The sequence below is a fragment of the Rhodospirillales bacterium genome, from assembly GCA_018666775.1.
Classification (GTDB): domain Bacteria; phylum Pseudomonadota; class Alphaproteobacteria; order SMXQ01; family SMXQ01; genus JABIXC01.
The window spans coordinates 146,337-172,323 of the sequence record JABIXC010000007.1; the positions used below are offsets into that span (position 1 = coordinate 146,337).

The following is a 25,987-nucleotide window of genomic DNA, read 5'->3' on the forward strand; positions in this document are numbered from 1 at the left end:
AGATTACTCAAAAACTGGCCCCCGCAGAAGCAAGCCACAGGTCACCACCATCCCTGAGCCAGACCCTGATGCGGAGGCTGAAAAATTGTGTGAGATCAATAAATGCAAAGGTCCCGGGCTCTACCGGGCACCGGTATCTCCCGATAAACTAGACAGTCATTACTGGTTTTGCCTCGACCATGTTCGAGAATACAACAAGGCCTGGAATTTCTGCCTCGGCAAAAATGAAGATCAAATTGAACACTTGATCCGCGAAGACGTCGTCGGATGGCGCCCAACCTGGCCTTTGGGCAAATTGGGAAAGAATTTTTCTCAAGCCCAATTTGACCAGTTTGATCAAATGCGCGATCAGTTCGGATTGTTTAAAAAGGGCAAGCGAGCAAAGCAGAAGCGCAAGGAAAATCAGGAAAAAACGGCAGAAAATGGCGGAAATTTAGGAAAAAATGAACAGGATTCCCTTGCCGAAGCCCTGGATATTTTTGAACTTTCACCCCCCATCACCGCCGCTGGGGTTAAAACACAATATAAAAAATTAGCAAAACAACACCATCCTGATGCTAATGGGGGCGACAAGGCGGCAGAAGAACGGCTAAAATTGATAAATCGGGCCTATGCAACGTTGAAAAAGCAATTCGGTCCTTGAACATTCACGCCGTGGGATATCTCTTGGCTAGTTTGCGGGAGCGCCCGCTTGACCATCCAGGAAATACCCCACACCACTTGATTGCCCATCGTTTGGGTTTTTACAAAATGGAAAAAATTTTTATGGCAACGAACCTCAGCACCGAATCAGATCAAACCGTTCACCCGCTTGACGCTCCCGATATCGAAATTTCTGTTCGCAAAGCCTTTGGCATTGATAGCGACATGAAGGTCCCGGGCTTCAGCGTCGCCAGCGAACATGTCCCGGAACGCGACGATAGCTACCACTTTGACGAATCAACGACCCTTGCCATTCTTGCGGGCTTTGCCCACAACCGGCGGGTTATGATTCAGGGCTATCACGGCACCGGCAAGTCCACCCATATTGAACAAGTGGCATCGCGGCTGAACTGGCCCTGTGTCCGGGTCAACCTTGATAGCCACATCAGCCGGATTGATCTTTTGGGCAAAGACGCCATCGTCCTGCGTGAAGGCCAACAGGTCACGGAATATCGTGAAGGCATTCTGCCATGGGCCCTGCAAAGCCCGACGGCATTGGTGTTCGATGAATATGATGCGGGCCGACCTGATGTCATGTTTGTGATCCAGCGCATTCTCGAAGTAAACGGCAAGCTGACCCTGGTTGATCAGAACAAGGTGATCAGCCCCCATCCCTCTTTCCGCCTGTTTGCCACCGCCAACACGGTGGGGCTTGGCGACACAACGGGCCTGTATCACGGCACCCAACAGCTTAATCAGGGCCAACTTGATCGCTGGCACATCATTGCCACGCTCAATTACCTGCCCCATGAAGATGAAATGAAAATCGTCCTCGCCAAGGCCCCTTGGTACGACAATAAAAAGGGCAAGGAAACCGTGGCCAACATGATTTCACTGGCCGATCTTACTCGCGCAGGGTTCATTGCGGGGGATATCTCCACCGTGATGTCGCCTAGAACCGTCATTACCTGGGCAGAAAACATCCAGATATTTGAAGACATCGCCCATGCATTCCGGGTGACGTTCCTCAACAGATGCGATGAAATGGAACGGGCAACGGTCGCCGAATATTACCAGCGCTGCTTCGGTGAGGAATTGCCGGAATCGGTCCATGCAGAACAGGACGACGAAGGCACATCCTGATCGCAGGGTCTGACCGAAGAAAATCGCCATGAGCACAAAAGATAATCCAGTCGAGGAATTCAGACGCGCCACCGCAGCAGCCATGCGTGCGGTTTCCCACAAACGCGAGCTGGAAGTTGAATTCACCCCGGACCCACCCCGCATCCGGGGTAAAAATGCGCGTCTGCAAACGCCACCCCGTTCTCTGCCCGAGCACGAAGTTTCCAAAGTCCGGGGATATGCCGACACCATGGCGCTAAAGCTGCGCTTTCATGATGACAAAGTGCATGCGGCCAAAATGCCCCATGGGGAAACCGCCCGGAAAATCTATAACGAGGTGGAACAGGCCCGGTTTGAAGCCATCGGTGCCAACCGCATGAAAGGCGTCTCTGACAATCTGGACACGGCCACTGCGGATCGCTGCCGGGCGCTCACCTATGATCGCGTCAACGAATTCCAGGACATCCCCGTGCCAGAAGTCATTGGCCTGATCGTGCGCGAACAATTAACCGGAAAGCCCGCACCCGACAACATCAAGGAAATTGTCGATCCCTGGCGCAACTGGGTCAAGGAACGGGCGGGCGAAGATTTCGATAACCTGCGCGAAACCATGGGCGATCAGGAAGAATTCGCGTTGGTGCTCAACAAGTTCATCACCGACCTGGCCCTTGGCGATGCCGAAGGCGAAGAAGACATGGAGGGCGAAGCCGCCGGCGAAGGCGAAGACGACGACAGCGAAAACCCCGAAGCCCAAGGCATGGAAGACGATGCAGACTCCATGGATACCCATGGTGAATCCACGGACGACTCCGAAGACGGCGAGCGCGGCGCATCCGATGAAGCCATGGAAGACACTTCCGAAGGCATGGGGGACGGCGAATCCCTGCCCCCAGACGTCCACTGGGCACCCCAGGGGCCATTGTCGAATGAAAAACCCAATTACACCGCCCATACCACCGCATTTGACGAAATCATCGACGCCAAGGATTTATGTGACGAGCAAGAACTAACCCGTCTGCGCAACCATCTGGATAATCAGCTTAGCAATTTGGGCGGCGTCATCAGCCGTCTAGCCAACCGGTTGCAGCGCCGTCTGATGGCAAAACAAGCCCGCAGCTGGGACTTTGATCTTGAAGAAGGCATTCTCGATCCCGCACGCCTCCACCGTGTGGTGACCAATCCGCTCTATCCTTTGACCTTTAAAATGGAAAAGGAGATGGAGTTCCGCGATACCGTGGTGACCCTGTTGATTGATAATTCCGGTTCCATGCGGGGACGGCCCATCACCCTTGCCGCCATGAGCGCCGATATCCTGGCCCGCACCCTGGAACGCTGTGGGGTCAAGGTAGAGATTTTAGGCTTCACCACCCGCGCCTGGAAGGGCGGACAGGCCCGTGAACAGTGGCTGGCTGGTGGAAAGCCCCCCCGGCCCGGTCGGTTGAACGATCTGCGCCATATCATCTACAAAGCCGCCGACATGCCGTGGCGACGCACCCGAAAAAACCTTGGCCTGATGCTGCGCGAAGGCTTGCTTAAGGAAAACATCGATGGCGAGGCCCTGTTATGGGCCCATAACCGGCTGATCGCCCGCCCGGAACAACGCCGCATCCTGATGGTGATATCAGACGGCGCCCCGGTGGATGATTCCACCCTTTCTGTTAATCCAGGAAATTATCTGGAACAACATTTGCGCCAGATCATTGAATGGATTGAGAGCTATTCACCGGTTGAACTGGTTGCAATCGGCATTGGCCACGACGTAACCCGCTATTACAAACGGGCCGTGACCCTGGTCGATGCAGAACAATTGGGCGGCACGGTCATGGACAAATTAAGCGAACTGTTCGATGAGGACTACATCCCCGCTGCTGAAAAAGCCCAAAAGACAGCCAAAGGCACGCCCAAGGGCCCTGTAAAAAGCACGGCGAAAAGCACACCAAAACCGTCTGCTAAAAAGAAAGCCTAAAGGGTTTCGCTTTTCCCCTTACTGGCCCCTACTGGCCACATTCTGGACACAATCGTCCCCGAAGCTTGGCCCCTGAAAACGGGGTAAATCTTATTTTATAAAATTTGGCGTCTGGGCATCCGCGCGCTCCATTCGCCATATAAAAATGCTTGGAGGCACAAACCCATGACAAAAGACTTCAAAGAAAAATTTATCGACCTTTACGATGACTATGTTCACAGCGATGAACCGCGCCGGGATTTCCTGAAAAAACTGGTCAAAACCGCTGGCGGTGCTGCCGCTGCTGCGGCTGTTCTGCCATGGCTGGAAGGCACCGGTGCCGAAGCCGCATGGTTCAGGTCAAAGACAGCCGCTTGGTAACCGGCGTCGAAAAATTCCCGGGCGCCACCGGGGAAATGACCGCCTATGTGGCACGGCCAAAGGGCGCAAAGGGCAAACTGCCCACCGTTGTTGTGATCCACGAAAATCGGGGGCTCACCCCCCATATCCGGGATGTCGCACGGCGCTTTGCTCTTGAAGGATTTCTGGCTGTCGCACCGGACATGATCTCACCAGTGGGCGGCACGCCCAAGGACCGCGATAAGGCCCGTGACATGCTCTATGACATCAACAAGAACGAAACCATCATGAACCTTGTGGCCACGGCCAAATATGCCGGTGCCCACAAGAACAGCTCTGGCTCGGTCGGCAGTGTTGGGTATTGCTGGGGTGGTAGCATGTCAAATAATCTGGCCTTTCACCATTTAGGCCTGAAAGCCGCCGTCGCCTATTATGGCCGCCAGCCCAAAAAGGGCTTCGCTGCGGTCAAGGCTGCCTTTTTGCTCCATTATGCTGAAAATGACCGGGGCGTTAATCGGGGTGCCAAAAAATACGTAAAGGCATTGAAAGATGCGGGCAAAGACGTCACCGCGCATACCTATGCCGGCACGCGCCATGCCTTCAACAATGATGGCCGGCCCGCGCGCTATAAAAAAGAAGCCGCAGCCCTTGCCTGGAAACGCACCATTGCGCATTTCAAAAAACACCTGGGCTAAACGGCCACCCATGACTTTTCTAAAGGGGGCCGGAAGCAATTCTGGCCCCCTATTGCATTCTTCCAGATCGAGACACAAAAAGGGAGGCAACCATGTCCAAACAGAACCCCATAAAATGTTCAGGCATTGACCATGTCGTTCTGTACGTACGCGATCCCGTAATCGCCAGAACGTTTTATGTTGATATTCTGGGGATGACCATCAAACGGGAAAGCACGGGGTATATTTTTCTTCACTGCGGCGATCAATTGATAGGCCTGTTCGTAGCAGACGAACAAGCCGAAACCGGCCAAGGCCTGGAGATCAGCCATCTGGCGTTCACCGTCATGGACCAAACCCGCGATCAGGTGGCAGCGAACCTTGAAACAAACGGGGTCGCCGTGCATGGACGATCTGGTGATCCCGAATGCATCTATTTTAATGACCCCGATGGCCATTGCCTTCAGATTATGGCCAGAGGGTAAACTCTAGGCCCAAAAAATAAAGGGCCCACCGAATGGCAGGCCCAAAACTTCAAAATGGATAAAAGCGTTTAGCTTGTCGCTTCTGCAGCCGCTGCCGTCTTTTTGGCAATCTGGCGCTTGAGCTTTTGAGCTTCTGGTTCAAGCTTTCGCGTTGGCGTCTTCAAGAGATATGCATCCAACCCGCCCGCATGTTCAATGGTGCGAATGGCCGAGGTTGAAATCTTGAGATGAATCATCCGGCCCAGCGCGTCACTCTGCAAGGAAGACTGCTGGATATTAGGTAGAAACCGACGCCGAGATTTATTGTGAGCATGGCTCACATTATTTCCGACCATGACCTTTTTGCCTGTGATTTGGCAGCGACGTGACATGATGTTTCCTGTCTCTATCTAATTGAATTTATTGTACAAATTACGAACTTATCATTCCCACCCAGATTGGCACCCAGGCCGATTCGTGCGGGGAACGGGGTATTTACCGGGTTTCCCCTGCCCCGTCAAGGGATTCAGGGTGCATCGGGCCCCAAAATGGCTGGATTCGTCTTAATCTGTCTTCCGGGGTTTCTTTGGCCCATGAAGATCCCAGAATTTTTGCATGGAAAGATAGGTGAACGAGCCCGTCCACGCGATCATCGTCAAGCCCACCAAGGCCTCTACCCCGGTCAACAGCCTGAAGGCCCCCGTTGGATAAAGGTCGCCGAGCCCCAGAGATGTATAGCTCACGGTCGAAAAATAAATGAATTCAGGAAATCCGCCCGTCGCCTGGCCAATGAGCCCGCCAATGGCAAGATGCTGTGCGCTCAGCCAATAGGCGATGCCAAAAATCCAGATTTCTATCGTATGGGCAAAGAACGCTGCAGCCATGATAAACAGAATGCGGTTGCGTGGGCGAATGGTGAGCGATGGTAACATTTTCGATGCCAAACGCAGAACCTCATAATGGACCAACACACACAGGGTCACCAAAACCACGGCAAGCACCATAGAGATCAACATGGAATTCATATCTGCAGGTATGGCCATGGGTAGTGCTCCTCAAACGCTCTGATATCGGGTCTGGTCAATCCATCCGGCCAACAGCGCGCGACAACAAGACATAGACCTTGCCAACATCAGACGTAACAAAAGCCGAGCTTAAAATGCTGCCCGGATCAGATTCTCCGGCCTGTGAAAGAAGATGTTCAAACCGCTCCAGATATTTTTCCACATGCTTTCGAAAATCAGGATCACTGTTAAACAGGCCCCGAATTTTTTCCTGAACCTTTCGGGTCTCTCTTCCCGAAAAAATGGCGCGTAAAAAGACGCCCTTATCGCCACGGGAAAACTGGTTCCACAGTTTTTCCGCAAGCGGTTTATCAATAATTTTCACCATGTCGATGCCAAGTGAATTCAGATCATCCATGACGGTTCTAGACGCCCGCAGAAAATCGTCACGCCCCGCTTCAAAGGTGTTCATACGAACCTTTTTTGCTTCTTCCGATGCACGTTCTGATGCCTGTATCAGGTCGTGGGTCTGATTAACAAAAACATCCACAACTTTTTGTCCCTGAACGGCGACGGCACTGATGGCATCGGAAAAACTCTGGGACTGTTCATCGAACATATCCTTCATTTTTTCGACATAGGCTGCTGATTCCTTTGAGGACAGCTCTATTTCATGAGACCGCTGGCGGTACAGAGCCCCAACCCCGTGAATTTTCTCGGCCGCTTTGTCAGATGCGCCCCCAAGCGCTTCGTTCTGACCTTCAAACGCGGCCCGAATGGACTCGATCATGCCAACCGCTGAGTTTGTCGCCTCGGTAAGCAATCGTGATTCCCGGGAAAGGGAATCGCCGGCGCGCTGCATCCTGACCTCTGTTTCCTGAACGATATTTTCCATATCGGTGCCTTCACGGCGAAAGGATTCTGCGATGTTTCCAGCCTGTTCCGACGCTGTCGTGGCGGCCTCTGTCAGCACGGCAACTTCGCGGTTAACCGCATCAACGATTGCACTCGTGCGCGAAGACAGCTCATCGCTAATGGCATCCAATCCTTGCTGCTGTGCCACCATGGTTTCCCGGATTTCTTCAGCCCGTTCATCTGCGGCATTTGATGAAGACAGCAATTGTTTTGCCTGAACCTCGAATGCATCACCAATCTGGCTGGCCCGCTGCGATGCCTGTTCTGCGGCCTCTGTTAAATGCCGGGTTTCATCTTGCAACAAGACCTTGGTTTCCTCTGCACGTTTGGCCGCAGCACTGGAAACCCGGTCAAGCACTTGCCCCTGGCTTTCCAGAGCGTCGCCTGCCTTCTGGATCAGCCCAATATGGCGGGTACCTGTGTCTTCAAGCTCTCGGGCCCGGGCCATGAACACGGCGCCAACCTGTTCGACCTGGCCTTGCACCGCATTGCCTGCTTTTTCCAACTGTACACTGCGTTCAAACAGCGCATCCCCGGCCGTGTCCAGATTGTCGAGTGCTGTGGCTGATAAATTCGCAACCTTTTCAGACTGTGTGCCGAAGGTTGTAGCGGCATCAGAGATTTGATCCGAGGCATAGTCTGATGCTTCGGCCATTGCCCGTGCCTGCACCCTGAAAGTCTTGACAATTTCATCCAGCTGGGCGGCCATGTGTTCGCCTTCTTTCACCAGATCCCGGGCTTTGTCTTCAACGGTTTTTCCCGTTTGTTCGGCCTCATTGGTCAAGGCCACATATTCGGCCCGCATGGTCGATGCCCGTTTCCGGCAACTTTCCGCAAGCGCCTCGACCTCAGAAGCCGTATCTGCCGTTTCTCTTGAAATTCGATTGATCTGTTCCGAAAGCAATTCTCCAACGGCTGCCGTCCGGGTTTCAAGATGATCTGCCGCACCATCCAGACTGGCACGCTGAGCAGCCATTAATTGCTCAACGCTTTCTGCTTTTTCAGAAAGGGTATTGGCTGCATTCACCAACCCTTCAGTCTGTTCAGCCAACGCCCGACCCAGATTATCGCCTTCATAGGTCACGCGGTTGGCGATGGCCGCCAGTTCTTCACGCTTCCCATCAAGACGCACCGTTGCATCCCCAATACGATCAACGGTCTCATTGGCGGCCGCATCAAAGCTTAGGCCAGCGCCCTCCAGAAGACTCTCCATATCGGCCACAGCCTTGCGCATACGTGCTTCTACCGTTTCAGCCATCAATGCACCGGAAGCCGCCAGGTCTGTGCCATGACGTTCCAGGGTATCGACCACCTCTTTAATGCGCTGATCGGCCTCATCGGCCGGATAAATCAACTGATCAAGTCGCTTTTCCAGTGCCACGGCAACGTCCGTTACCCGTGCCCTTCCTGCCAGATACACAAGCATAAGCCAGAGAAATGCCAACGGCGCAAAGACGCCGGCGCTGAATGCCCCCAATTCATGGGGCAGGAGAAACGCCAGCGCGTCCCATCCAATTTGGGTGGTAATGTAAAATCCTACGGTCCCACACCACGCAATCGTCACCACGATGCCTGTTATGAGAATGATCTTGATTTTACGCATCACCCCCCCTTTTTTCTGATTTGCGTACCCTTTGCAGGAAGCCTATCGAACCAAGACCAGCGCGTCCACCACCCTTAGGGGCAGAGGGATATCAGGGACAACTTTGGGAAAGCGATATTACCAAAGAAATGCGGGAATGGCGGCAATCGGAACCGCGCCTTGGCGCGCGCACAGGGTTTCAAGCACAGCCCCATCGACGGTTTCACCATAGCCAACACCCAGTTCTTCACCATGAATGCCTGATGTCACCAGAACCGAATCAACCCCAGCATTACAAGCCCCCAGAATATCCGTTTTCAACGAATCGCCCACCGCCAGAATGCGCGATTTATCCGACATATCCATAAGCGCAAGACAGGCTTCATAGGCCAAAGCATAGGGCTTTCCAAAATAATGAACGGTGCCCTTCAATGCCGCATATCGATGCGCCAATGATCCAGCACAGATAATGCGGTTGCCCGCCCGGATGACTTCTATATCAGGATTGGCACACACCATGGGCAGCCCCAAAGATGCGGCCTTTGACAAAAGCGGTTCATAATCAGAAACCTGTTCATCATCTTGCCATGGCCCGGTATTCAGGATGAAGGCTCCCGCAACCGGTTCTTTGATAATTTCAAGACCAAGCCCATCCATAAGCCCAAGATCCCTGTCTGGGCCGACATGCAGGCAAACATCGCCGAGTTCCCCCAACGCGCCCTCAGAGCGGTTTTTAAGGGCATGCCAAGAAAGCTCCCCCGATGACAGAACATCTGTGTAGAGCCCCCGGTCAATGCCCATCTCTGTCATGGCATCAATCACTGCGGCTGCGCGACGCGGGGCATTGGAAAGCATGACCACCTTTTTGCCCGCATCTTTCAATCGGCCAAGGGTGTCACTGACCCCCGGATAAGGAGTGCGTCCATCGTGGATCACCCCCCAAAGATCAAGGATCAATCCGTCATAGCCTTCAACCAGTGGCCCAAGGCGTGGCAGTATTTTTATTGTGGAATTGGCAGTCATAATCGAAATCTAACCAGCAGTGGAAAACAGGAACTTAACGTCCCAAGACACTGCTTTGTGCCATGAATGGCTGGACTTGAAAAGCGCGGGTTAGCTTTGGCGGGAAATTCTGGGTTCGCCGAACAAATATCCCTGTCCCAGTTCGATCTGATGATCAAGCAGTTCCAAAAGGTCTTGTTCGCTTTCCAGTTTTTCAACAATCAATTCGATGTTGTTGACATCCATGGCGCGTTTGAGAATGGGAACATTGATCCCAACCACGGTTTCAGTGCCGGCCCCGCCCTGAGCACCCGCTTTTGCGATTGCCGAAGAAGATGCCAACAGATTGGCCGCATTAATTTTCACAAACTTGAACCGCCGCCGCCGGAGGTTTCTGAAATCAAGTTTGCTGAGATCACTGATCTGATCGAGAGAGAAGCGGAATCCGAATTGGCCAAGACGGCTAATATATTCTTCGATTTCCTTGCCATGGGTATCAACATCGGCCTGAGAAAATTCAAAATAGAGGTTTTCGGCCAGCTCCCGGTTCATGCCCATGAATTCAACAAAATCGGAAAAGAACGATTTGTCTTCCAGCGTATTCGCCGAAATATTGCAGAAAAACCCAACATCGTGACTTTCACTCTGGGCGCGGCGCACCAATTGCACACAGCGGAACAAAAGCATGTTGTCGATGGCACCAATCAGCCCGTCTTCCTTGGCAACGTTGATATACTGATCTGGCATGATCAGGGCACCACTTTCATCCCGAATACGCGAAAAACATTCATAATACCGTGGTTTGCGCTGCGGCAGGCTGACGACGGGCTGGAGATAAAGGTCAACCCGGTCTTGGCGCAAGCCTTCCCGAACGATATCAAGAATTTCGGTATCTTCGAGGCTGCTACGAACCGATGGCGCATCTTTGGATGGCGCTGTTTTGGTATTTGAATTTGCATTTGCATTTGAATTTGCTGCTGGTCTTGGGGCCGTCGCAGACGAAAGCTTTTCGATCAGGTTTTGCAAAACCCGGACTTCTCCGACCACACGATCAATGGCTTCCTGGGATTTATCTTCACGGCCATCAACCAGAATTTTTACATCATCCATGATGCCCGCCATTTGGTTGTGCAAACCATCCGATTCACCGCGCATCGCACTGATTTCAGCGCGCTGCGCCCGGATGGTTGCTTCAAGGGAAAGCATCTGATCAGCCCGAACATAGGTTTCATGGCCAAGGGCACCCCCAATGGCAACCACGGAGCCTGCAATCCAACCCGCCCAGGGGGCGGCACCCGGAACGACGCCGGGGAAAATCAAAACCACGGCGGCGGCCAACATCAGATAGGTCGCTGCGATAAATAAATGTTTCAACACGCCAATATTCTCCTGCCTTCAGGATGGAGGTATAAATTCTGCAATTTGATAGAGAAACCCTGCCTTTAAGGTCTTGAGATATGGTTAACAATTCCTAACCATACAGATCAAAACAGATCAAAATCAACACAGAATCAGAGGTTGTCGGCACCGACTGCATCCTGAATGCGGCCATAGCCATCCCGGGTGAGGCGCGCGACAAGGCCTGTCAGTATTTCCTCTACAAGCTTTGGCCCCTGATAGACGAGGCCGGTATAAAGCGAAATCAGCGATGCCCCGGCGCGAATTTTGGCATAGGCGTCTTCGGCGCTGGCAATGCCCCCCACACCAATCAAGGGAATTTTGCCTTCGGTTTCCCGCCAGACCGCGCCCAAAAGCTGCGTGGATGGCTCAAACAACGGCTTGCCGCTCAGGCCACCCTGCTGCGGGCGATGCGCACTTTGAAGCGATTTTGGCCGGTCCAACGTGGTGTTGGATATGACCAGCCCGTCCATCTGTCCCCCACAGGCCATGGCAACAATATCGGCAAGATCCCCATCACCCAGATCCGGGGAAATTTTGACCAGAACCGGGATGCCTTTGCCACCCGCCAGCTCGGCATCGGCCAGTGCATCCCCGACAGCCCCCAAAATTTCTTCCAGCGCCGCCGCAGATTGCAGGGCGCGCAGGCCCGGCGTATTGGGAGAAGAAACATTTATCACCAAATAATCGGCATACCCCCCCAATTTCCCGGCGCAAAATCCATAATCAGCAGCGCCGTCCGTGGCATCCTTGTTTTTGCCAATATTGATGCCGACTAATCCGGGATTTGGGCCCTGATTTTGCTTTTCGCGCCAGCGCATAAGGTTCGCTTCCGCCCCATCAACACCCAGATTGTTAAACCCAAGGCGATTAATGACTGCTTTGTCTTCCTTGAGGCGGAAAATCCGGGGCTTTGGGTTCCCCGGTTGTGCTTTGGGCGTCACCGTGCCGATTTCGGTAAAGCCAAAGCCCATATCCAGCACCGGCCCGATCACCCGGGCATTTTTATCAAACCCCGCAGCCAGCCCCAGTGGATTGATAAAATCACGCCCCCAAAGCTGAATGGCAAGGGACGGATCAGGCGCCACCTTCAGCCGTGGCCCAAGCCCCGAGGCAAGCGCTGTGAGGGTAATGTTGTGGGAAAGTTCTGGTCCCACACAGCCCAGCAAGGGCCTGAAAATATCATAGAGATGCATGACCTGAACTTATCCCAAACAATCGCCCATGGAAAGTAAGGCAGGCAGGACAACAAATAAAAAAAGCCGCTTGGGTGATGGCCCAGAATAGGGGATAAATCCCCCATGACAAAAACGCCGCCCAAAACATCAAAGCCAACACCATCAATTCACTTCATTGATGGTGTCTGGATTGAAGGCAACCCGCCCATTATTGGCCCCATGTCCAATGCCGCATGGATGGCATCGGTCGCCTTTGATGGCGTGCGTTATTTCGACAATACCATGCCAGACCTGAAACGACATGCAGAACGATCGATCCGCTCAGCCCAGATCATGGGGCTTGAACCCACCATCACCGCCGATGAAATCTGTGCCCGGGCCTGGGAAGGCGTGGATCAAATGGGCGGCGAAAGTGCGCTTTATATTCGGCCGATGTTTTATGCCGAAGAAGGATTCGTTACGCCAAAGCCGGAATCAACGCGGTTTGTTTTAACGCTGTTCGAATCACCGCTGCCTGAACCCAAAGGCTTTACCGCGCATATATCGCGCATTCGGCGCCCAACCCCGGAAAGCGCGCCAACCCTTGCCAAGGCATCGTGCCTGTACCCGCAATCGGCCCAAGCCCTTCGCGAGGCCCGAAAAGCCGGCTTTGGCAATGGGGTGGTGCTGGATTTTGAGGGCAATGTCGCTGAATTTGCCACCGCCAATATCTTTTTGGCAAAAGACAACGTGGTGTTCACGCCCAAACCCAATGGCACCTTCCTTGATGGCATCACCCGCCAAAGGGTGATCGCATTGCTGCGTGAAAACGATGTCGTCGTGGATGAACGAAGTGTCGGCCCACAAGAACTGGCGGATGCCGATGAGATTTTTTCCACCGGCAATTATGCCAAGGTCACGCCTTTAATTAAAATGGATGATCAGGAACTCGCCCCCGGGCCTTTTTATCTACAGGCCAGGCGGCTCTATTTTGAATGGGCGAAATCTGCCACACGAACGTAATGGTCAATCAAGATTCTGAAAGGTCTTCCCCGGCTAGGGCCCGGTTGATCAACACAACGGTTTCCGAAACCCCGTACAGCGCGATGAACGATCCCATGCGCGGGCCTTGGGATTGTCCCAACAGAATTTCATAAAGCGCTTTGAACCATGCGCGCAGGTCTTCAAAGTCGTGGTGCTTGCCGACCTCATAGACCTCTGTCTGGATGCCATCTAAATCCGCATCCGCTGGCAATGCCGCCAATGCTGCTGACAATTCCGTCAAGGCCGCCTTTTCCATATCACTGGCTGCGCGATAGGTCTTTGAAGGCTTCACAAAATCGCGGTAATAGCTCAGCGCATAGCCCACCAGTTTGTCCAAAATGGGCGCACTTTCCGGTGTTGCGCCCGGGTCATAGCGGGTGATGAACCCCCACAGGACGGATTTATCTTCGGTGTTACACACCGATGCCAGATTGAGCAAAATGCCATAGGTCAGATGGGTTTCCGCCGATGGTGGGTTGCCGCCGTGGATGTGATGAACCGGGTTCATCAACTGCACTGGCCCTTCTTGATCAGGGTATTTGGAAAGATGAGTCAGATAGTCATCGACGCACCGGGGGATGACATCAAAAAACAATCGTTTCGCCTTGCGCGGGGAATTGAACATATAAAGCGACAGGCTTTCCGGCGGCGCATAGGTCAACCATTCTTCGACCGTCAGACCATTGCCCCGGGATTTTGATATTTTTTCGCCGTTTTCATCCAGAAACAATTCATACGTCATGCCTTCGGGCGGTTTGCCGCCCAGAATTTTACAAATGCGCGATGACAGGCGGACTGAATCAATCAGGTCTTTGCCCGACATTTCATAATCCGCCTCCAGCGCCACCCAGCGCATGGCCCAATCGACTTTCCATTGCAATTTGCAATCCCCACCGCGAACCTTGACCTCATAGGTCTGGCCGTCGGCGTCCTGATAGGTAAAGGTGCCCGCTTCCAAATTGCGGTCAATCACCGGCACCTGCAACACGCGCCCGGTCCATGGACAAATGGGCAGGAACGGCGAATAGGTGGCGCGGCGTTCTTCACCCAGGGTGGGCAAAATCACATCCATAATGGCGTCGTAATGTTCCAGAACCTTCATTAACGTGTCATCAAACTCGCCGGATTTATAAGACTTCGTTGAAGACACAAAATCATAATCAAAGCCAAATTGATCCAGAAACGACATCAATTGCGCATTGTTATGGGCACCAAAACTATCATGACATTCAAATGGGTCCGGCACGGCCGTCAGCGACAGCTCCAGATGCTTTGTCAAAAGATCTTGATTGGGGACGTTATCAGGCACCCGGCGCAGGCCATCCATGTCGTCTGAAAAGGCGATCAATTTGGTGGGGATATCAGACAAAATCTCGAACGCCTTACGCACCATGGTGGTCCGCGCAACCTCGCCGAAGGTGCCGATATGGGGCAGACCAGACGGGCCATAGCCGGTCTGAAACAGCACATAGCCTTTTTCTGGCGTCTTGCCACCGACACGGTCCAACACTTTGCGGGCCTCTACAAAGGGCCAGGCCTTGGATTCCATGGCTGTGTCACGTAAATCGTTGCTCATTGGTTTCCACACGCATCTATTTCAAATATGCGCCGGACACTAGGCAAGCTGGACGCAAAGGTCAATTGGCATCGGGCCAGACATCGCCCGCCACCTCGATAATCCGCTCAATCTTGGCCTTTTGTTGGTCTTCACTTAATGGGTTGCCACCAATGGAGCTGGCGAATCCGCATTGCGGTGCCAGGGCCAAACGATCCAGTTCTGTATGTTTGCACGCATCATCAATGCGGCGTTTCAGGGCATCGGCATCTTCCAGAACCGGATTTTTCGATGACACAATGCCAATGGCCACCACCTTTCCCTTTGGCAAGAACCGCAGGGGTTCAAACCCACCGGCGCGCGGCGTGTCATATTCCAGAAAATACCCATCGACATTTATTTCGTTGAACAAAACCTCTGCCACCGGATCGTACCCGCCCTCAGCTGCCCACAGCCCTTCGCGGTTGCCCCGGCATTGGTGCATGGTGACGCTCACATCATCGGGCAGGCCGTCTACCACTTCGTTGATGCGCCGGGCATATTGGGAAAGGTATTCTTCCGGGCTTGCCCCCCATGACCGAAACACCTCTGCGTAATCTGGATCACAGATAAAGGGAATGGACACATCATCCATCTGGATATACCGCGCCCCTGCCGCCACAAGGGCTGCAAATTCCTGACGGTATGCGGCCACCAAATCTTCCCAGAATTCATCGGGATCAGAATAAACCGATTCGCGGATCGCCGGATCACCGCCCATAAAACAATGCACCACCTGTGGGGCGGGCATGGTGACTTTCGGGACTGATCCGGGGCTGGCGTTATCGCGTAAAAATTCAAAGGCCTTGACCACGGCACTTTCGCGCCAGCCAATGCGACCGTTGATAAACAGCGATGAAAAATCCTGCTGCTTGCCCTTTTCATTTTTCCAGCCAAAAGGCGATTGCGCTCCTTCGCGGGTGGCGCTGAACCCATCCCAGGTCATGACCATTTCCAGCCACCAACTGCGGCGACGAAATTCACCATCGGTCACGGTGCGAAGGCCCGTGCTTTCCTGCATTTTGATGACGTCACGGATGCAATCATCTTCGATGGCGCGCAGGTCTGCACTGTCATGGGGGCCAAGGGCCGCTTCTGCGGTTTGGGGGCCTAAAAATTCTTCGCGCCCGTCTTTCAACCGTTGGGGGCGCAACAAACTGCCGACGTGATCGGCACGAAAGGGTGGTTTTAAGCGTGTTGCCATGGGGCACTCCCTGTTTTGTGCGGTTTTTTTATATCCTATCATCTGCGACCGCAAAGAGAAGCGTGCCATTATGCTGGCATCCTGCGCCGGGGCGGTGTCTAATTCTTTCCATGATGCGGATTTTTGGCACACTTTTTTTGGCCTCCCTGCTTTTTGTAGGCCCTGTTTCTGTGCAGGCCAAGGGCAAACAGAAAGTGGACCTTGAACTGATTTTGATGGCCGATGGATCAGGCAGCGTTGAATATGATGAATTCATGTTGCAGCGCAGGGGATATGCCCGCGCCCTTCGAAGCCCCAAAGTGATCTCTGCCATCAAAAATGGACCCCTTGGGAAAATTGCCATTACCTATGTGGAATGGAGCGGCGCCTTTCTTCAGGTGCCCATCGTGCCCTGGACCGTGGTGCGCGGCGCCGCAGAAATTGAAACCATCGCCAAACAATTGGAAACCGCCCCCCGCCAGCTTGAAGGCGGCGGCACAGCCGTGGGGGCCGCCATCCTGTATGGGGCACAGGCCCTGCTGACCAACGCCTATGATGGCAAACGCCGGGTGATTGATATTTCAGGTGACGGCCCGGACAAAGACGGCATCCCCGCCTCTGTCGGTCGCGATCAAGCCGTGGCCCAGGGCATTACCGTCAATGCCCTGCCCATTCTCGATGGCCGCCATCCGGGGCTGGAATTGTTTTTTCTCGATAACGTCATCGGCGGGCCGGGCGCATTTTCAATCACGGCCCGGGGCTTTAAATCATTTTATTCAGCCATCCTGACCAAACTGATCCGCGAAATCGCCGGCATCACCGACCCCAACGCTCCACAAGCCGCAGAAGTTACTAAGAATAGATAACCCTATTCGGCAGGTACTGCTTGCGGGCGGTTGGTGTAGACCATCAGGCCAGCAATAAAGACCACAAGTGCCACGGCGGAGAGCCCCAAGGACCAGTGAATACCGATGGCCCCGCCACCGATACCAACGGTGACGCCACTGAATGTTCTGAGCCCATTATTGGACATATTATAAAGCCCGATCACCCGGCCCCGAATTTCTGGGGGGGCTTCTAGCTGGGTCAGGGTTTGGGCCATGGCAGAAAACGACAGATTTAAAAATCCAGCAATAAAGATCAAAGCCACCGCCACCACATAATTACCGGTAATGGCAAAGCCGCCAAGGGCAATAGCCCAAAGCCCGCCCATAAAGATCGCCGTGCGGGGCTTTGGTTGAAGCCAGCCACGGGTTTCCAGAATGATCCCGCCGATCAGCGCGCCGGCGGCATTGGCCGCCAACAAAATGGAATACAAAATCCCGGTCTTGCCCGCGCCCAGATCAGCGGCAAATTCCGGCATCTGTGCCGAATGGGCATTGCCCACAAACATCGACGTGCCACCCGCCAACAAAACCATGGCAACGATGTTGTAATTGGACGAAATACCCCGAATGGCATCAAAGATTTCTCCAAAGCCCTTGACCCCACGGCGAACAATTTTTGCCCCTTCGCTGAATTGTGGCCCGTAAGGTGCGGCAATCAACCAGATCAAAAGTGGCAAGTAAATCAAGGCATTAACAATGATCCCCATGGCTGAACCCAGGCTCAGCAGCAAGGCAGCGCCAATGGCTGGACCAAACAATTGGCCCAGATTGCGCGAAATAGCCATGAGCCGTATGGCGCTTTGCAGGTTGTCGCCACCAACCATGTGATGGACCAGCAACTGTGCTGCGGGTGACCATAAAACCCCCGCCAGCCCGTGGATCACCAGCAACAATGCCGCGTGCCACATCTCAAGGGAATCGGTGAAGAACAAAACGCCCCAACCGGTCGATGCGATGATGAACAGCCCCATGCCGATCTGGATAATGCGGCGCGGATCAAACCGATCCGCCAGCGCCCCGGAATAAACTGAAAACAACAGGAACGGCAACCAATGGGCAACAATGGCAAACCCGCCAAGAGCGGGGGAATGAAATTTCTGAAAGATGATCCAGTAGCTGATCACATGTTCAATGTTATCGGCCATCATGGCCAGTGCCGCACCGATCAAATAAACCCGGCACCCCGGATGGCGCAGTGCCGCAAAAGAAAGTTTTTTCTTTTTCTCAGATTTTTCCGGTGATGCGGGCGTCTCTGCCATGGATGGGGTCCCCTTATTATCTTTTTTATAATTGGGATACACGCCCCCGTGCAGTGCGACAACACTTATCCCGAAGTTTTCCGCAAGCTGAGGGATTTCAGGCAATGATCAACCCATTGGGCCGTCAGTTTTTCCTGGGTCCGGTTCTGACCAAGACGCTGACGCAGTCCTTCAAAATCGACCACATCCAACGGCTGATCTTGATTAAAGCAAGAAAACACCACGGAGTGTTTGCCCGTTTCCGGGTCCACATGGGGTTGCAGGCACTGGGCGCAAATTTCTTTCATCATGCACTGCATGGGCGAATTGATAGACCCCAGCGCCACATGGCCCGGTTTCAAAAATTCTTTCAACACCGTGTGGCGCGCCCGACCAAGGGCCCCCATCATGCCATCAGACCCGATGGTGATGATGCGATCCACATCCCCCAACGCAATTTTGGCCTGACCCAGTTCACCGCGCCCATAGGCCGCTATGGCTTCGATCATATTGCCGGTAATCGTCAGATCGCCTTCGCGGCTGGGGGCAAACCCCGGCGCTTCATCACAGCACCAGATCACCTGATCCGCCGCCGCTTCGATTTGTTCCACCTTGTAGCGATCCTCTATGGCCTTGTAGCCAGCGAAATACAGCACCTTTGATCCGGCCGCGCGCAACGCTTGGCCCACAGAAAACAGCACCGCATTGCCCAGCCCGCCACCGGCCAACAGGACTGTTTCATTGCCCGGTGTTTCCGTGGGTTCACCCGTTGGCCCCATCAAGACCACCTGTTCGCCGGGCTTTAACATGGCGCAAAGGTCACTGGAGCCGCCCATTTCAAGGGCGATCACGGCGATTAATCCGGCTTCGCGGTCAACCCATGCACCGGTCATGGCAAGGCCTTCCATGGCCAATACCGTGTCTTCGGTTCGCAGGGCATGGGTTTCATAATTTTGCAGGCGGAAAAACTGCCCGGGCTTGAACGCGCGCGCAGCCGCAGGCGCATGGACCACCACTTCGATGATGGTCGGCGTCAAACGATTCACTTCGCGCACACTTGCCCGCAATGCGTCATTCATGGTTTCGATCAAGGCATCGGGCGAAATATCCGTTGGCTTTTTCCGGGCCAAAACCCGGCTGATCACCGGATAGCCCTGCTTGGCCGATCCCATGGCCTTGACCACGTTGCCAGCAAAGGATGGATGCAGGTCACCAAAGAAGCTGATGGCGCGGCCATCGGGCTCGAACGCGGTCAGCACAGACACATCGCTTGGCTTGGCGGATCGTTCGGGATCAACCACATTGCCTGCTTCATCCAGTGCTTCAAAATATTTTCCATGAACATGGACATGATCGGGATCTTCGCGCGCCAAAACTGTATTGGGCTGGGTGCCAGCAGCTATGATCACGGTGCGGGCTTTTATATGCTCAATTTCGCCGGTGTCTTCAAGGCGGCCATCATCGCTGGCCTCCATCCGGGCGAGCTTGATCGATTCTGCGTGACCAAATTCATCCACTTCGACATCCACCGGCGACAGGCCTTCGGCAATGTGGATGCCTTCTTCCAATGCCTTTTCCACTTCTTCGTGGTTCAGCGTATAAGACGGGCTGTCCACCATCCAGCGGCGGTAGACCATGGTGGCCCCACCCCAGAGATCAACCAGTTCACGGACACGGGGGACGCGCTGTTCTTTTTTGGCGGTTTCACGTTCTTTGCGGATCAAGCGCGCATGATCGATGAATTCATCAGCAATAATGGCTTCTTCTTTGCCCCAGGCACGGCGCACAACCGCGTCGCCTTTTTCGGCGGCCAGAATTTCATAGCGGGCCAGAAATTTTTCCACCTGCACCGGATAATAGGCCATCGATTCCGTCGCCGTATCGATGGCGGTCAGGCCGCCGCCGATGACCACCACAGGCAAGCGCACCTGAAGATTGGTGATTGATGTATCGCGGGCCGCCCCGGTTAATTGTAGGGCCATCAAAAAATCACTGGCGGCGCGAACGCCCCGGGCCAGACCATTTTTCATATCCAAAATGGTCGGCTTTCCAGCACCGGCACAAAGCGCGATATGATCAAAGCCTGTATCAAATGCACTTTCGATACCAAGGGTGCCGCCAAACCGCACCCCGCCAAACATGGCAAAGTGAGCGCGCCGTTCCAGCAACAGGCGCACCAGTTTCAGGTAATTCTTGTTCCAACGGACCGTGATGCCATATTCGGCAACCCCGCCGAAGCCCGCCATAACCCGGTCATCCAGATTTTCGTACAGGTCTTCCACATCGCGCACCGGTGCAAACGGCACGCGCGCGCCCACACCATCCACACCGGAAATCTCAGGTGCCAATGGTTCAATCTTCAGCCCGTCCACGCCAACCACGGTATGGCCTTCGTTCAACAGATGATGGGACAAGGTAAAGCCCGCAGGCCCCAGACCCACGACCAGAACCTTATAGCCGCTGTCTTGGCGTGGCACGGGGCGCGAAATGTTCAACGGATTCCACCGCGTCAACAACCCATAAATTTCAAACCCATACGGCAGGTCCAAAACATCCTTCAAGGCCCGGGTTTCAATTTCCGGAATATTGACCGGGTCCTGGCGCTGATAGATGCAAGACTTCATGCAATCGTTACAAATCCGGTGCCCGGTGGCAGCAGCCATGGGATTATCAATGGTGATGGCACCAAGCGCTGCAAGCACAAAGCCCGAAGCCTTCAGCTTGTTCATTTCTGAAATTTTTTCTTCCAGCGGGCAACCCGCCAGCGCCACCCCAAAGGGTGATTTCTGCCAACCGCCTTCTTTCCGGTTCACCAACCCCTTGGCGCAGGAATCCTTGCCCTGATTGTGGCAAAAAATGCAGTAATTTGCCTGATCCAGCGCATGGGTCAGGTCCATGCCGTGATCGGTCAACGCGAACCCTTCGCGCGCCCGCAAATGGCCCTCATCGCCCAGCGCCAACATTTGCACGCCATCTTTTTCAACCGTTTTAACCGGCACCAAAAGCATGGGGTCAACCTTGCCCGGCGCCTTGAACAAAACGCCCGATGCAAACCGCTTGCGACCCATATTTGAAAGCGTCGCCCAGCCTGCAAACTGTTCGGCAATTTCAATGGCATCACTGTTGGCGTCTTCATCTTCCAGCCATCCATTGACCGCGTTGGCAAAGGCCAGTTCGGAAAACGGGCCGATCATTTTGGTCAATTTAACTTCTAATGTTGGGCCATCGATTTCGTTGACGACATCCCGTTTGACCTTTTTGATCGCCCGGCGCTGAACAAACAGACGCTTGCACTGATACAGGCCCGCCAATTCATGATGGTTGGCAGCCAGGGCGGAGACCTCTGTCTCAATGCCAAACAATTCACCAATAAAATCTTCGAGATGCGGGCCAAGATCGATGATCAGTTCTGAATGATCCTTGGCTTCAATGCCGTCAGGTGCTGCGCGGGCCGCCATCAACCGGTTGAACACCCCAACATCGGTGGCCTTCAAATGATCGACAAAGACGCCATCAATGCGCACCAATCCATCGGTGGCATACATGTCTTCATAGGTGAAACCGAAACCCGGCTTGAAATCCGTCATCTTTATACAACCACCCCCCACCGCAACTTTTATGAACCGGGGGAGGCATCCTTTTATTGAATTTTACATAACTGGCATTGGGACTGACATTTAGCGAAGGTGTTTTAGCTGAACCAGCCCTTCTGGTCGATCCATTCTTTTGTCCGCGCGCGCAGGGTTGGAATATCGGCACCCCCTGCCCGCCAGGATTCTCTTTCCTTTCCGAGGTCAGACAGGCGCTCTGCCCATTCCACCCCAAACAATGCGGAAAGCATTTCCCTGATTTTTGATGATAATCCCGGACATTGACCGCCAGTGGAAACCGTCAGGAGCAAATCCCCCCGGCGAACCACGGCTGGCACATGAAAATCACACCATTTTTTGCGGTCTTCCACATTGACCGGCACCCCCAGTTCGCGGGCCATGACCGCTATGGGCTCTGCCACCTCATCTGCAAGGCCGGCAACAAGGACAAGCCCCGCATGGGCCAAATCTTGCCTCCCGGGCAGGCGATCAACAAGGCGATCCCCCGCCGCATCAAGTAATTGCGCATCCGCATCGGGGGAAAACACCGTCACCTTTTGGGCACCGGCATCATCCAGACCTTGCAACCGGCGCAGTGCCGACGGACCACTGCCTGCCAGCACAACCCCAAATCGGGATGGATCAAACAGAACGGGATACACAAATTATCCTTTATCTAGGCTCAGCCTTTGATCAGGTCGGCGACCGAGCTGCCACCATCACCCAGGGCGGCACTGTCAAAGCCACCGAATGAAACCGGGCGGGCAATGACTTCTTCAACCAGATCAATCCAGTACGCCAATGCTTCACGCAGATGCGATCCATGGACATCATCTCCTTTGGCAGCAAAATCGGCTCTTGCTTTCAGGAAACGATCAATCCCGGCCAGAACATCCACATCCTTGCCTGCACTATAGCCCGTGCGCACAGAAGAAATAACCTGTTCTTCGCTGTCGGCATCTTCACCGGGAAGACCGACCCTGATACGCAGGCGTTGGCCAGCATACCGGAACCCGGCACTGGCATTTTCGGCCACCAGATCAAATGCCGCCGCACTTAACACCCGATCAGTATTGATCAGGGCATCATCCGCCATATCCTTTTGAAGGTCATCATCATCGACACCGGCGGCACATTCAGCGACACGGCCCGCAGGCGGTGTGAATTCCCAATCATCACCATAATCAAAGAACAGGCCTTCATCTGCTTCGCGCACCTGCTCGGAAATCGGCTCGATCAAATTCCGCAAGCCATCCTTGCCGAGGCGCAGGCCCCAGTCACGGACGCTTTCGCCATTCTGGCGATCATCTGCATATCCCTTCATGAAAATCTTCAGGGTTTCTTCGGCCAATCGGGCAGGCACAACCGGGCCGGAAAGGCCAAGATGCCCGTTGATCCGTTCATCACCACCAATATAAATCTGGTAATGGGGTGCATTGCGACCCTTGATCTTTTTGCCCATGCCACGGAACCCGAAATCGGCAACGTGGTGCAGGCCACAGCCATTTTGGCAGCCGGAAATTTTGACCGTCACATTGGGCTTTGGCGCATAATTGCGCACAACATCTTGAATGGTATCGCCAAATTGCTGGGAATTGGTAATGCCAATGGCGCAGGTCGAGGTGCCGGGGCAACTGACCACTGCGGCAACATCACCGGGGCCGTTTTCCACATCGAAACCCATTTCGCGGACACTGGCCACCACGGCGGGGGCCTTGTCTTTAGCCAAACCAACAATCACCAAATTCTGATCCCGGGTGGTGCGCAATTCGCGGGCACCGGCATTTTCTGCGAGATCAACCAGTGCGTCCAATTCATCCGCTGTAAACAAACCCAGCCTTTGATGGACAACCACACCAACGCTATCGTCATGGGCGGCAACAATGCCACCGGGCGATACGGGTGTGGGGGCATTTGTATCGCCTTTGCGCCATGTCAGCGGCTGCCACGGGCGTTGGGGCATGGTGCGGGTTTGTTCAAAGGCTTCTTCGAACAATGCCCGGAATTTTTCCGGCCCAAACCGTTTGTTGATGAATTTAAGCCGGGCTTTGTTCCGATCACGCCGGTTTGAATATTTCTGATGCACGCGCAGCAGGGCCTCGACCACAGCAGGCAAGTCGCCTTCCTCTACAAAATCAGAAACCAGCGATGCAGACACGGGAAGTCCCCCGGTGCCGCCACCTGCAAAAATCTTAAAGCCTGGCTTGCCATCTAGATGGGTGGCAACCAGCCCAAGATCATGAATGTAGCTTGATCCGCAATCACTTTCGCAGCCCGACACCGTCGCCTTGAATTTGCGCGGCATGTGCTGGGCCAAAGGATGGCGCATCCAGCTATGGGCGAGACGTTCTGCCACCGCGCCAGCATCGACATGTTCCCGGGGGCAAATGCCGGAATGATGACAAGCCGTCAGGTTACGGATGGTATTGCCGCAGGCTTCACGGGTGGTAATCCCGGCTTCGGCCATATATTCCAGCGTCGGGGGAACATCATCGGGCTTCACATAATAAAGCTGTAAATCCTGGCGGGTTGAGACATGAATATGTTCCCCACCCCAGCGACGGTTGGCCTCACTGACACGACGCGCATCGCCAAAAGAAAGAATGCCGCCGGGAACTTTGACCCGGATCATATGGACATTGGGTTGAAGCTGGCCATAAACACCAAAGCGCAATCGATAGCCCTGCCATTTGCCGGCATCCCATTCACCGGATTTCAGCTTGGCAAATCCTGCCCGGTATTCTTCGATATCCGACAACCGTGCCAAAGGCTCAACGTCATCGGAAACCCCGGTATAGGCACCAATGCCTTCTTTGCGCGCGGTTTGGGTTTTATCGAGACTGGAATCGGTCATGGCACATGCCGGCGCTTGGCCGACCCTCTGGTTAATTAACACTAAAAAATGTTTATTTAAATTCTATAACACACTTTTTAGTGTTAATAATGGTTTTGTCAACCTGATTTTCAGAAAAGCCTTACCCTTAGAACCAATGCAAAAGCACCGATTGGGCAAGACGGGCTGGAAAATCAGGGGTTTTTCGCGTAAGAAGCCCATCATGTACATGAATTCAGCCCCAGAAATCGCTGAGAAAATACAGAGAAACAACAGAGAAACCTATGACCGCTCGTTTCCATCCATCCAACACCCTGCCCCGAAGCGTTACTATCTGGCTTTGCATTGTCATGGCAATGATCGTCATCATGGTGATGGTTGGCGGGGTGACGCGGCTGACACAATCGGGGCTTTCCATGGTGGATTGGCGCCCCATCATGGGCATTATTCCGCCCCTAACGCAGTTGGATTGGCAAGATGCATTCGCTGCCTACAAGCAATTTCCAGAATACAAGACGCTGAACTACGGCATGACGCTGTCCGAATTCAAGGGCATTTTCTTGATGGAATACAGCCACCGGGTCTGGGGGCGGTTGATCGGTCTGGTCTTTATGGTGCCCCTGATGTGGTTCTTTATCCGGGGCACCGTGTGCGGGCCTTTGGCATGGAAGCTGTTAGGGCTTTTGCTTTTGGGCGCAGCCCAGGGTGCCATGGGCTGGATCATGGTCAAAAGCGGATTAAGCGATGATCCCAGCGTCAGCCCCTATCGCCTGACGGCCCACCTTGCGCTGGCGATTTTAATCGCGGGGTTGATCTTGCGCATGCTGTTGGGGTCTCTGGCCCCCGAGCAGGCGCCTGTAAAAACGCAAGATCGCATTTTACCCATTGCCCGCATGAGCTTTGTGCTGGCCGTCCTGACCCTTCTCAGTGGTGGCTTTGTTGCAGGGCTGGATGCCGGCATGACCTACAACACCTTTCCCCTGATGGATGGCCAACTGATTCCAGAGGGCATGTGGGCCATGGACCCGATTTGGCGCAATCCGTTTGAAAACATCACCATGGTCCAGTTTGACCATCGGGTTTTGGGCATATCCACAGCGGTTGCCTGTCTTTTTCTATGGGTGCGCGCGCGAAATGCGGACGCACCGCCAAGGCTTGCACTCGCCATCAACCTCACCGGGCTGATGGCCATCGCCCAGCCTGCCCTTGGCATCATGACCCTTTTGCTGGCAACCCCGGTGACCCTTGCTGCCGCCCATCAAACCGGCGCATTGATCCTTTTGGGGATGCTGATCTGGGTGGTCACAGCGCTTCGGGCCGATCCTTGATTCCACCGGGATCAGGGGATAGGCT

The 25,987-nt window shown here is 54.0% G+C and carries 19 protein-coding genes and 1 pseudogene; 8 read left to right on the plus strand and 12 right to left on the minus strand.

Going from position 1 to position 25,987, the window contains the following annotated elements; genetic code table 11:
- Positions 1–295 precede the first annotated feature (295 nt).
- The 5 genes and pseudogenes from HOJ08_02945 to HOJ08_02965 all read left to right on the plus strand — a co-directional run bounded on the left by HOJ08_02945 (position 296) and on the right by HOJ08_02965 (position 5,228).
- Positions 296–643, plus strand: coding sequence for a DnaJ domain-containing protein (locus HOJ08_02945; protein MBT5672397.1), 348 nt, complete (start codon positions 296–298; stop codon positions 641–643).
- A 122-nt stretch (positions 644–765) separates the two neighbouring features.
- On the plus strand, positions 766–1,785 hold the full coding sequence (gene cobS, locus HOJ08_02950; GenBank protein MBT5672398.1) for a cobaltochelatase subunit CobS: 1,020 nt from the start codon (positions 766–768) through the stop codon (positions 1,783–1,785).
- 28 nt (positions 1,786–1,813) lie between these two features.
- On the plus strand, positions 1,814–3,730 hold the full coding sequence (gene cobT / locus HOJ08_02955) for a cobaltochelatase subunit CobT (GenBank protein MBT5672399.1): 1,917 nt from the start codon (positions 1,814–1,816) through the stop codon (positions 3,728–3,730).
- Positions 3,731–3,895: 165 nt separating this feature from the next.
- Positions 3,896–4,764, plus strand: a pseudogene (locus HOJ08_02960) (dienelactone hydrolase family protein).
- A 92-nt stretch (positions 4,765–4,856) separates the two neighbouring features.
- Positions 4,857–5,228, plus strand: coding sequence for a VOC family protein (locus HOJ08_02965; protein MBT5672400.1), 372 nt, complete (start codon positions 4,857–4,859; stop codon positions 5,226–5,228).
- Positions 5,229–5,296: 68 nt separating this feature from the next.
- On the opposite strand, the gene rpmB is transcribed toward HOJ08_02965, so the two are convergent.
- The 6 genes from rpmB to HOJ08_02995 form a co-directional block, all read right to left on the minus strand.
- A complete protein-coding gene (gene rpmB, locus HOJ08_02970; GenBank protein ID MBT5672401.1) occupies positions 5,297–5,599 on the minus strand; it encodes a 50S ribosomal protein L28 in 303 nt (100 codons plus the stop codon).
- 171 nt (positions 5,600–5,770) lie between these two features.
- Positions 5,771–6,250 carry a two pore domain potassium channel family protein gene (locus HOJ08_02975; GenBank protein MBT5672402.1) on the minus strand — a complete coding sequence of 160 codons (480 nt, stop codon included), beginning with the start codon at positions 6,248–6,250 and terminating at the stop codon, positions 5,771–5,773.
- A 37-nt stretch (positions 6,251–6,287) separates the two neighbouring features.
- A complete protein-coding gene (locus HOJ08_02980; GenBank protein MBT5672403.1) occupies positions 6,288–8,729 on the minus strand; it encodes a hypothetical protein in 2,442 nt (813 codons plus the stop codon).
- 117 nt (positions 8,730–8,846) lie between these two features.
- Entirely contained in the window at positions 8,847–9,731 is an 885-nt protein-coding gene (locus HOJ08_02985) for a TIGR01459 family HAD-type hydrolase (protein ID MBT5672404.1), read from the minus strand.
- A 90-nt stretch (positions 9,732–9,821) separates the two neighbouring features.
- Complete coding sequence (locus HOJ08_02990; GenBank protein MBT5672405.1) at positions 9,822–11,087, minus strand: EAL domain-containing protein; 1,266 nt, start codon at positions 11,085–11,087, stop codon at positions 9,822–9,824.
- Positions 11,088–11,221: 134 nt separating this feature from the next.
- Positions 11,222–12,304 (minus strand): quinone-dependent dihydroorotate dehydrogenase, encoded by a 1,083-nt coding sequence (locus HOJ08_02995; protein MBT5672406.1) that lies wholly within the window; start codon positions 12,302–12,304, stop codon positions 11,222–11,224.
- A gap of 105 nt (positions 12,305–12,409) precedes the next feature.
- Between HOJ08_02995 and HOJ08_03000 the strand changes: the two genes are divergently transcribed.
- Positions 12,410–13,288, plus strand: coding sequence for a branched-chain amino acid aminotransferase (locus HOJ08_03000; GenBank protein MBT5672407.1), 879 nt, complete (start codon positions 12,410–12,412; stop codon positions 13,286–13,288).
- A gap of 7 nt (positions 13,289–13,295) precedes the next feature.
- Here the strand turns inward: HOJ08_03000 and HOJ08_03005 are convergent, their stop codons facing one another.
- Positions 13,296–14,885 (minus strand): lysine--tRNA ligase, encoded by a 1,590-nt coding sequence (locus HOJ08_03005; GenBank protein ID MBT5672408.1) that lies wholly within the window; start codon positions 14,883–14,885, stop codon positions 13,296–13,298.
- Between the two features lie 61 nt (positions 14,886–14,946).
- Positions 14,947–16,107, minus strand: a complete 1,161-nt coding sequence (locus tag HOJ08_03010) for a 5-methyltetrahydropteroyltriglutamate--homocysteine S-methyltransferase (protein ID MBT5672409.1) — start codon at positions 16,105–16,107, stop codon at positions 14,947–14,949.
- 194 nt (positions 16,108–16,301) lie between these two features.
- On the opposite strand from HOJ08_03010, the gene HOJ08_03015 reads away from it, so the two are divergent.
- On the plus strand, positions 16,302–16,952 hold the full coding sequence (locus HOJ08_03015) for a DUF1194 domain-containing protein (GenBank protein MBT5672410.1): 651 nt from the start codon (positions 16,302–16,304) through the stop codon (positions 16,950–16,952).
- A gap of 2 nt (positions 16,953–16,954) precedes the next feature.
- On the opposite strand, the gene HOJ08_03020 is transcribed toward HOJ08_03015, so the two are convergent.
- The 4 genes from HOJ08_03020 to HOJ08_03035 all read right to left on the minus strand — a co-directional run bounded on the left by HOJ08_03020 (position 16,955) and on the right by HOJ08_03035 (position 24,655).
- Entirely contained in the window at positions 16,955–18,232 is a 1,278-nt protein-coding gene (locus HOJ08_03020; GenBank protein MBT5672411.1) for an MFS transporter, read from the minus strand.
- 65 nt (positions 18,233–18,297) lie between these two features.
- Positions 18,298–21,798 carry an FAD-dependent oxidoreductase gene (locus HOJ08_03025; protein MBT5672412.1) on the minus strand — a complete coding sequence of 1,167 codons (3,501 nt, stop codon included), beginning with the start codon at positions 21,796–21,798 and terminating at the stop codon, positions 18,298–18,300.
- Between the two features lie 104 nt (positions 21,799–21,902).
- A complete protein-coding gene (locus HOJ08_03030; GenBank protein MBT5672413.1) occupies positions 21,903–22,463 on the minus strand; it encodes a siroheme synthase in 561 nt (186 codons plus the stop codon).
- A gap of 20 nt (positions 22,464–22,483) precedes the next feature.
- The gene (locus HOJ08_03035) at positions 22,484–24,655 is read right to left on the minus strand and encodes a nitrite/sulfite reductase (GenBank protein ID MBT5672414.1); all 2,172 of its coding nucleotides are present in this window, start codon (positions 24,653–24,655) and stop codon (positions 22,484–22,486) included.
- Positions 24,656–24,918: 263 nt separating this feature from the next.
- Here HOJ08_03035 and HOJ08_03040 point away from each other — a divergent pair, with 263 nt between their 5' ends.
- Positions 24,919–25,962 (plus strand): heme A synthase, encoded by a 1,044-nt coding sequence (locus HOJ08_03040; GenBank protein ID MBT5672415.1) that lies wholly within the window; start codon positions 24,919–24,921, stop codon positions 25,960–25,962.
- Positions 25,963–25,987 lie beyond the last annotated feature (25 nt).

Excerpts from the sequence above, each read along its gene's own strand:
- cobS (MBT5672398.1), top strand. The coding sequence starts at position 766 with ATGGCAACGAACCTCAGCACCGAATCAGATCAAACCGTTCACCCGCTT.
- cobT (MBT5672399.1), top strand. The coding sequence starts at position 1,814 with ATGAGCACAAAAGATAATCCAGTCGAGGAATTCAGACGCGCCACCGCA.
- HOJ08_02965 (MBT5672400.1), top strand. The coding sequence starts at position 4,857 with ATGTCCAAACAGAACCCCATAAAATGTTCAGGCATTGACCATGTCGTT.
- rpmB (MBT5672401.1), bottom strand. The coding sequence starts at position 5,599 with ATGTCACGTCGCTGCCAAATCACAGGCAAAAAGGTCATGGTCGGAAAT.
- HOJ08_02975 (MBT5672402.1), bottom strand. The coding sequence starts at position 6,250 with ATGGCCATACCTGCAGATATGAATTCCATGTTGATCTCTATGGTGCTT.
- HOJ08_02980 (MBT5672403.1), bottom strand. The coding sequence starts at position 8,729 with ATGCGTAAAATCAAGATCATTCTCATAACAGGCATCGTGGTGACGATT.
- HOJ08_02985 (MBT5672404.1), bottom strand. The coding sequence starts at position 9,731 with ATGACTGCCAATTCCACAATAAAAATACTGCCACGCCTTGGGCCACTG.
- HOJ08_02995 (MBT5672406.1), bottom strand. The coding sequence starts at position 12,304 with ATGCATCTCTATGATATTTTCAGGCCCTTGCTGGGCTGTGTGGGACCA.
- HOJ08_03000 (MBT5672407.1), top strand. The coding sequence starts at position 12,410 with ATGACAAAAACGCCGCCCAAAACATCAAAGCCAACACCATCAATTCAC.
- HOJ08_03005 (MBT5672408.1), bottom strand. The coding sequence starts at position 14,885 with ATGAGCAACGATTTACGTGACACAGCCATGGAATCCAAGGCCTGGCCC.
- HOJ08_03010 (MBT5672409.1), bottom strand. The coding sequence starts at position 16,107 with ATGGCAACACGCTTAAAACCACCCTTTCGTGCCGATCACGTCGGCAGT.
- HOJ08_03020 (MBT5672411.1), bottom strand. The coding sequence starts at position 18,232 with ATGGCAGAGACGCCCGCATCACCGGAAAAATCTGAGAAAAAGAAAAAA.
- HOJ08_03025 (MBT5672412.1), bottom strand. The coding sequence starts at position 21,798 with ATGACGGATTTCAAGCCGGGTTTCGGTTTCACCTATGAAGACATGTAT.
- HOJ08_03035 (MBT5672414.1), bottom strand. The coding sequence starts at position 24,655 with ATGACCGATTCCAGTCTCGATAAAACCCAAACCGCGCGCAAAGAAGGC.
- HOJ08_03040 (MBT5672415.1), top strand. The coding sequence starts at position 24,919 with ATGACCGCTCGTTTCCATCCATCCAACACCCTGCCCCGAAGCGTTACT.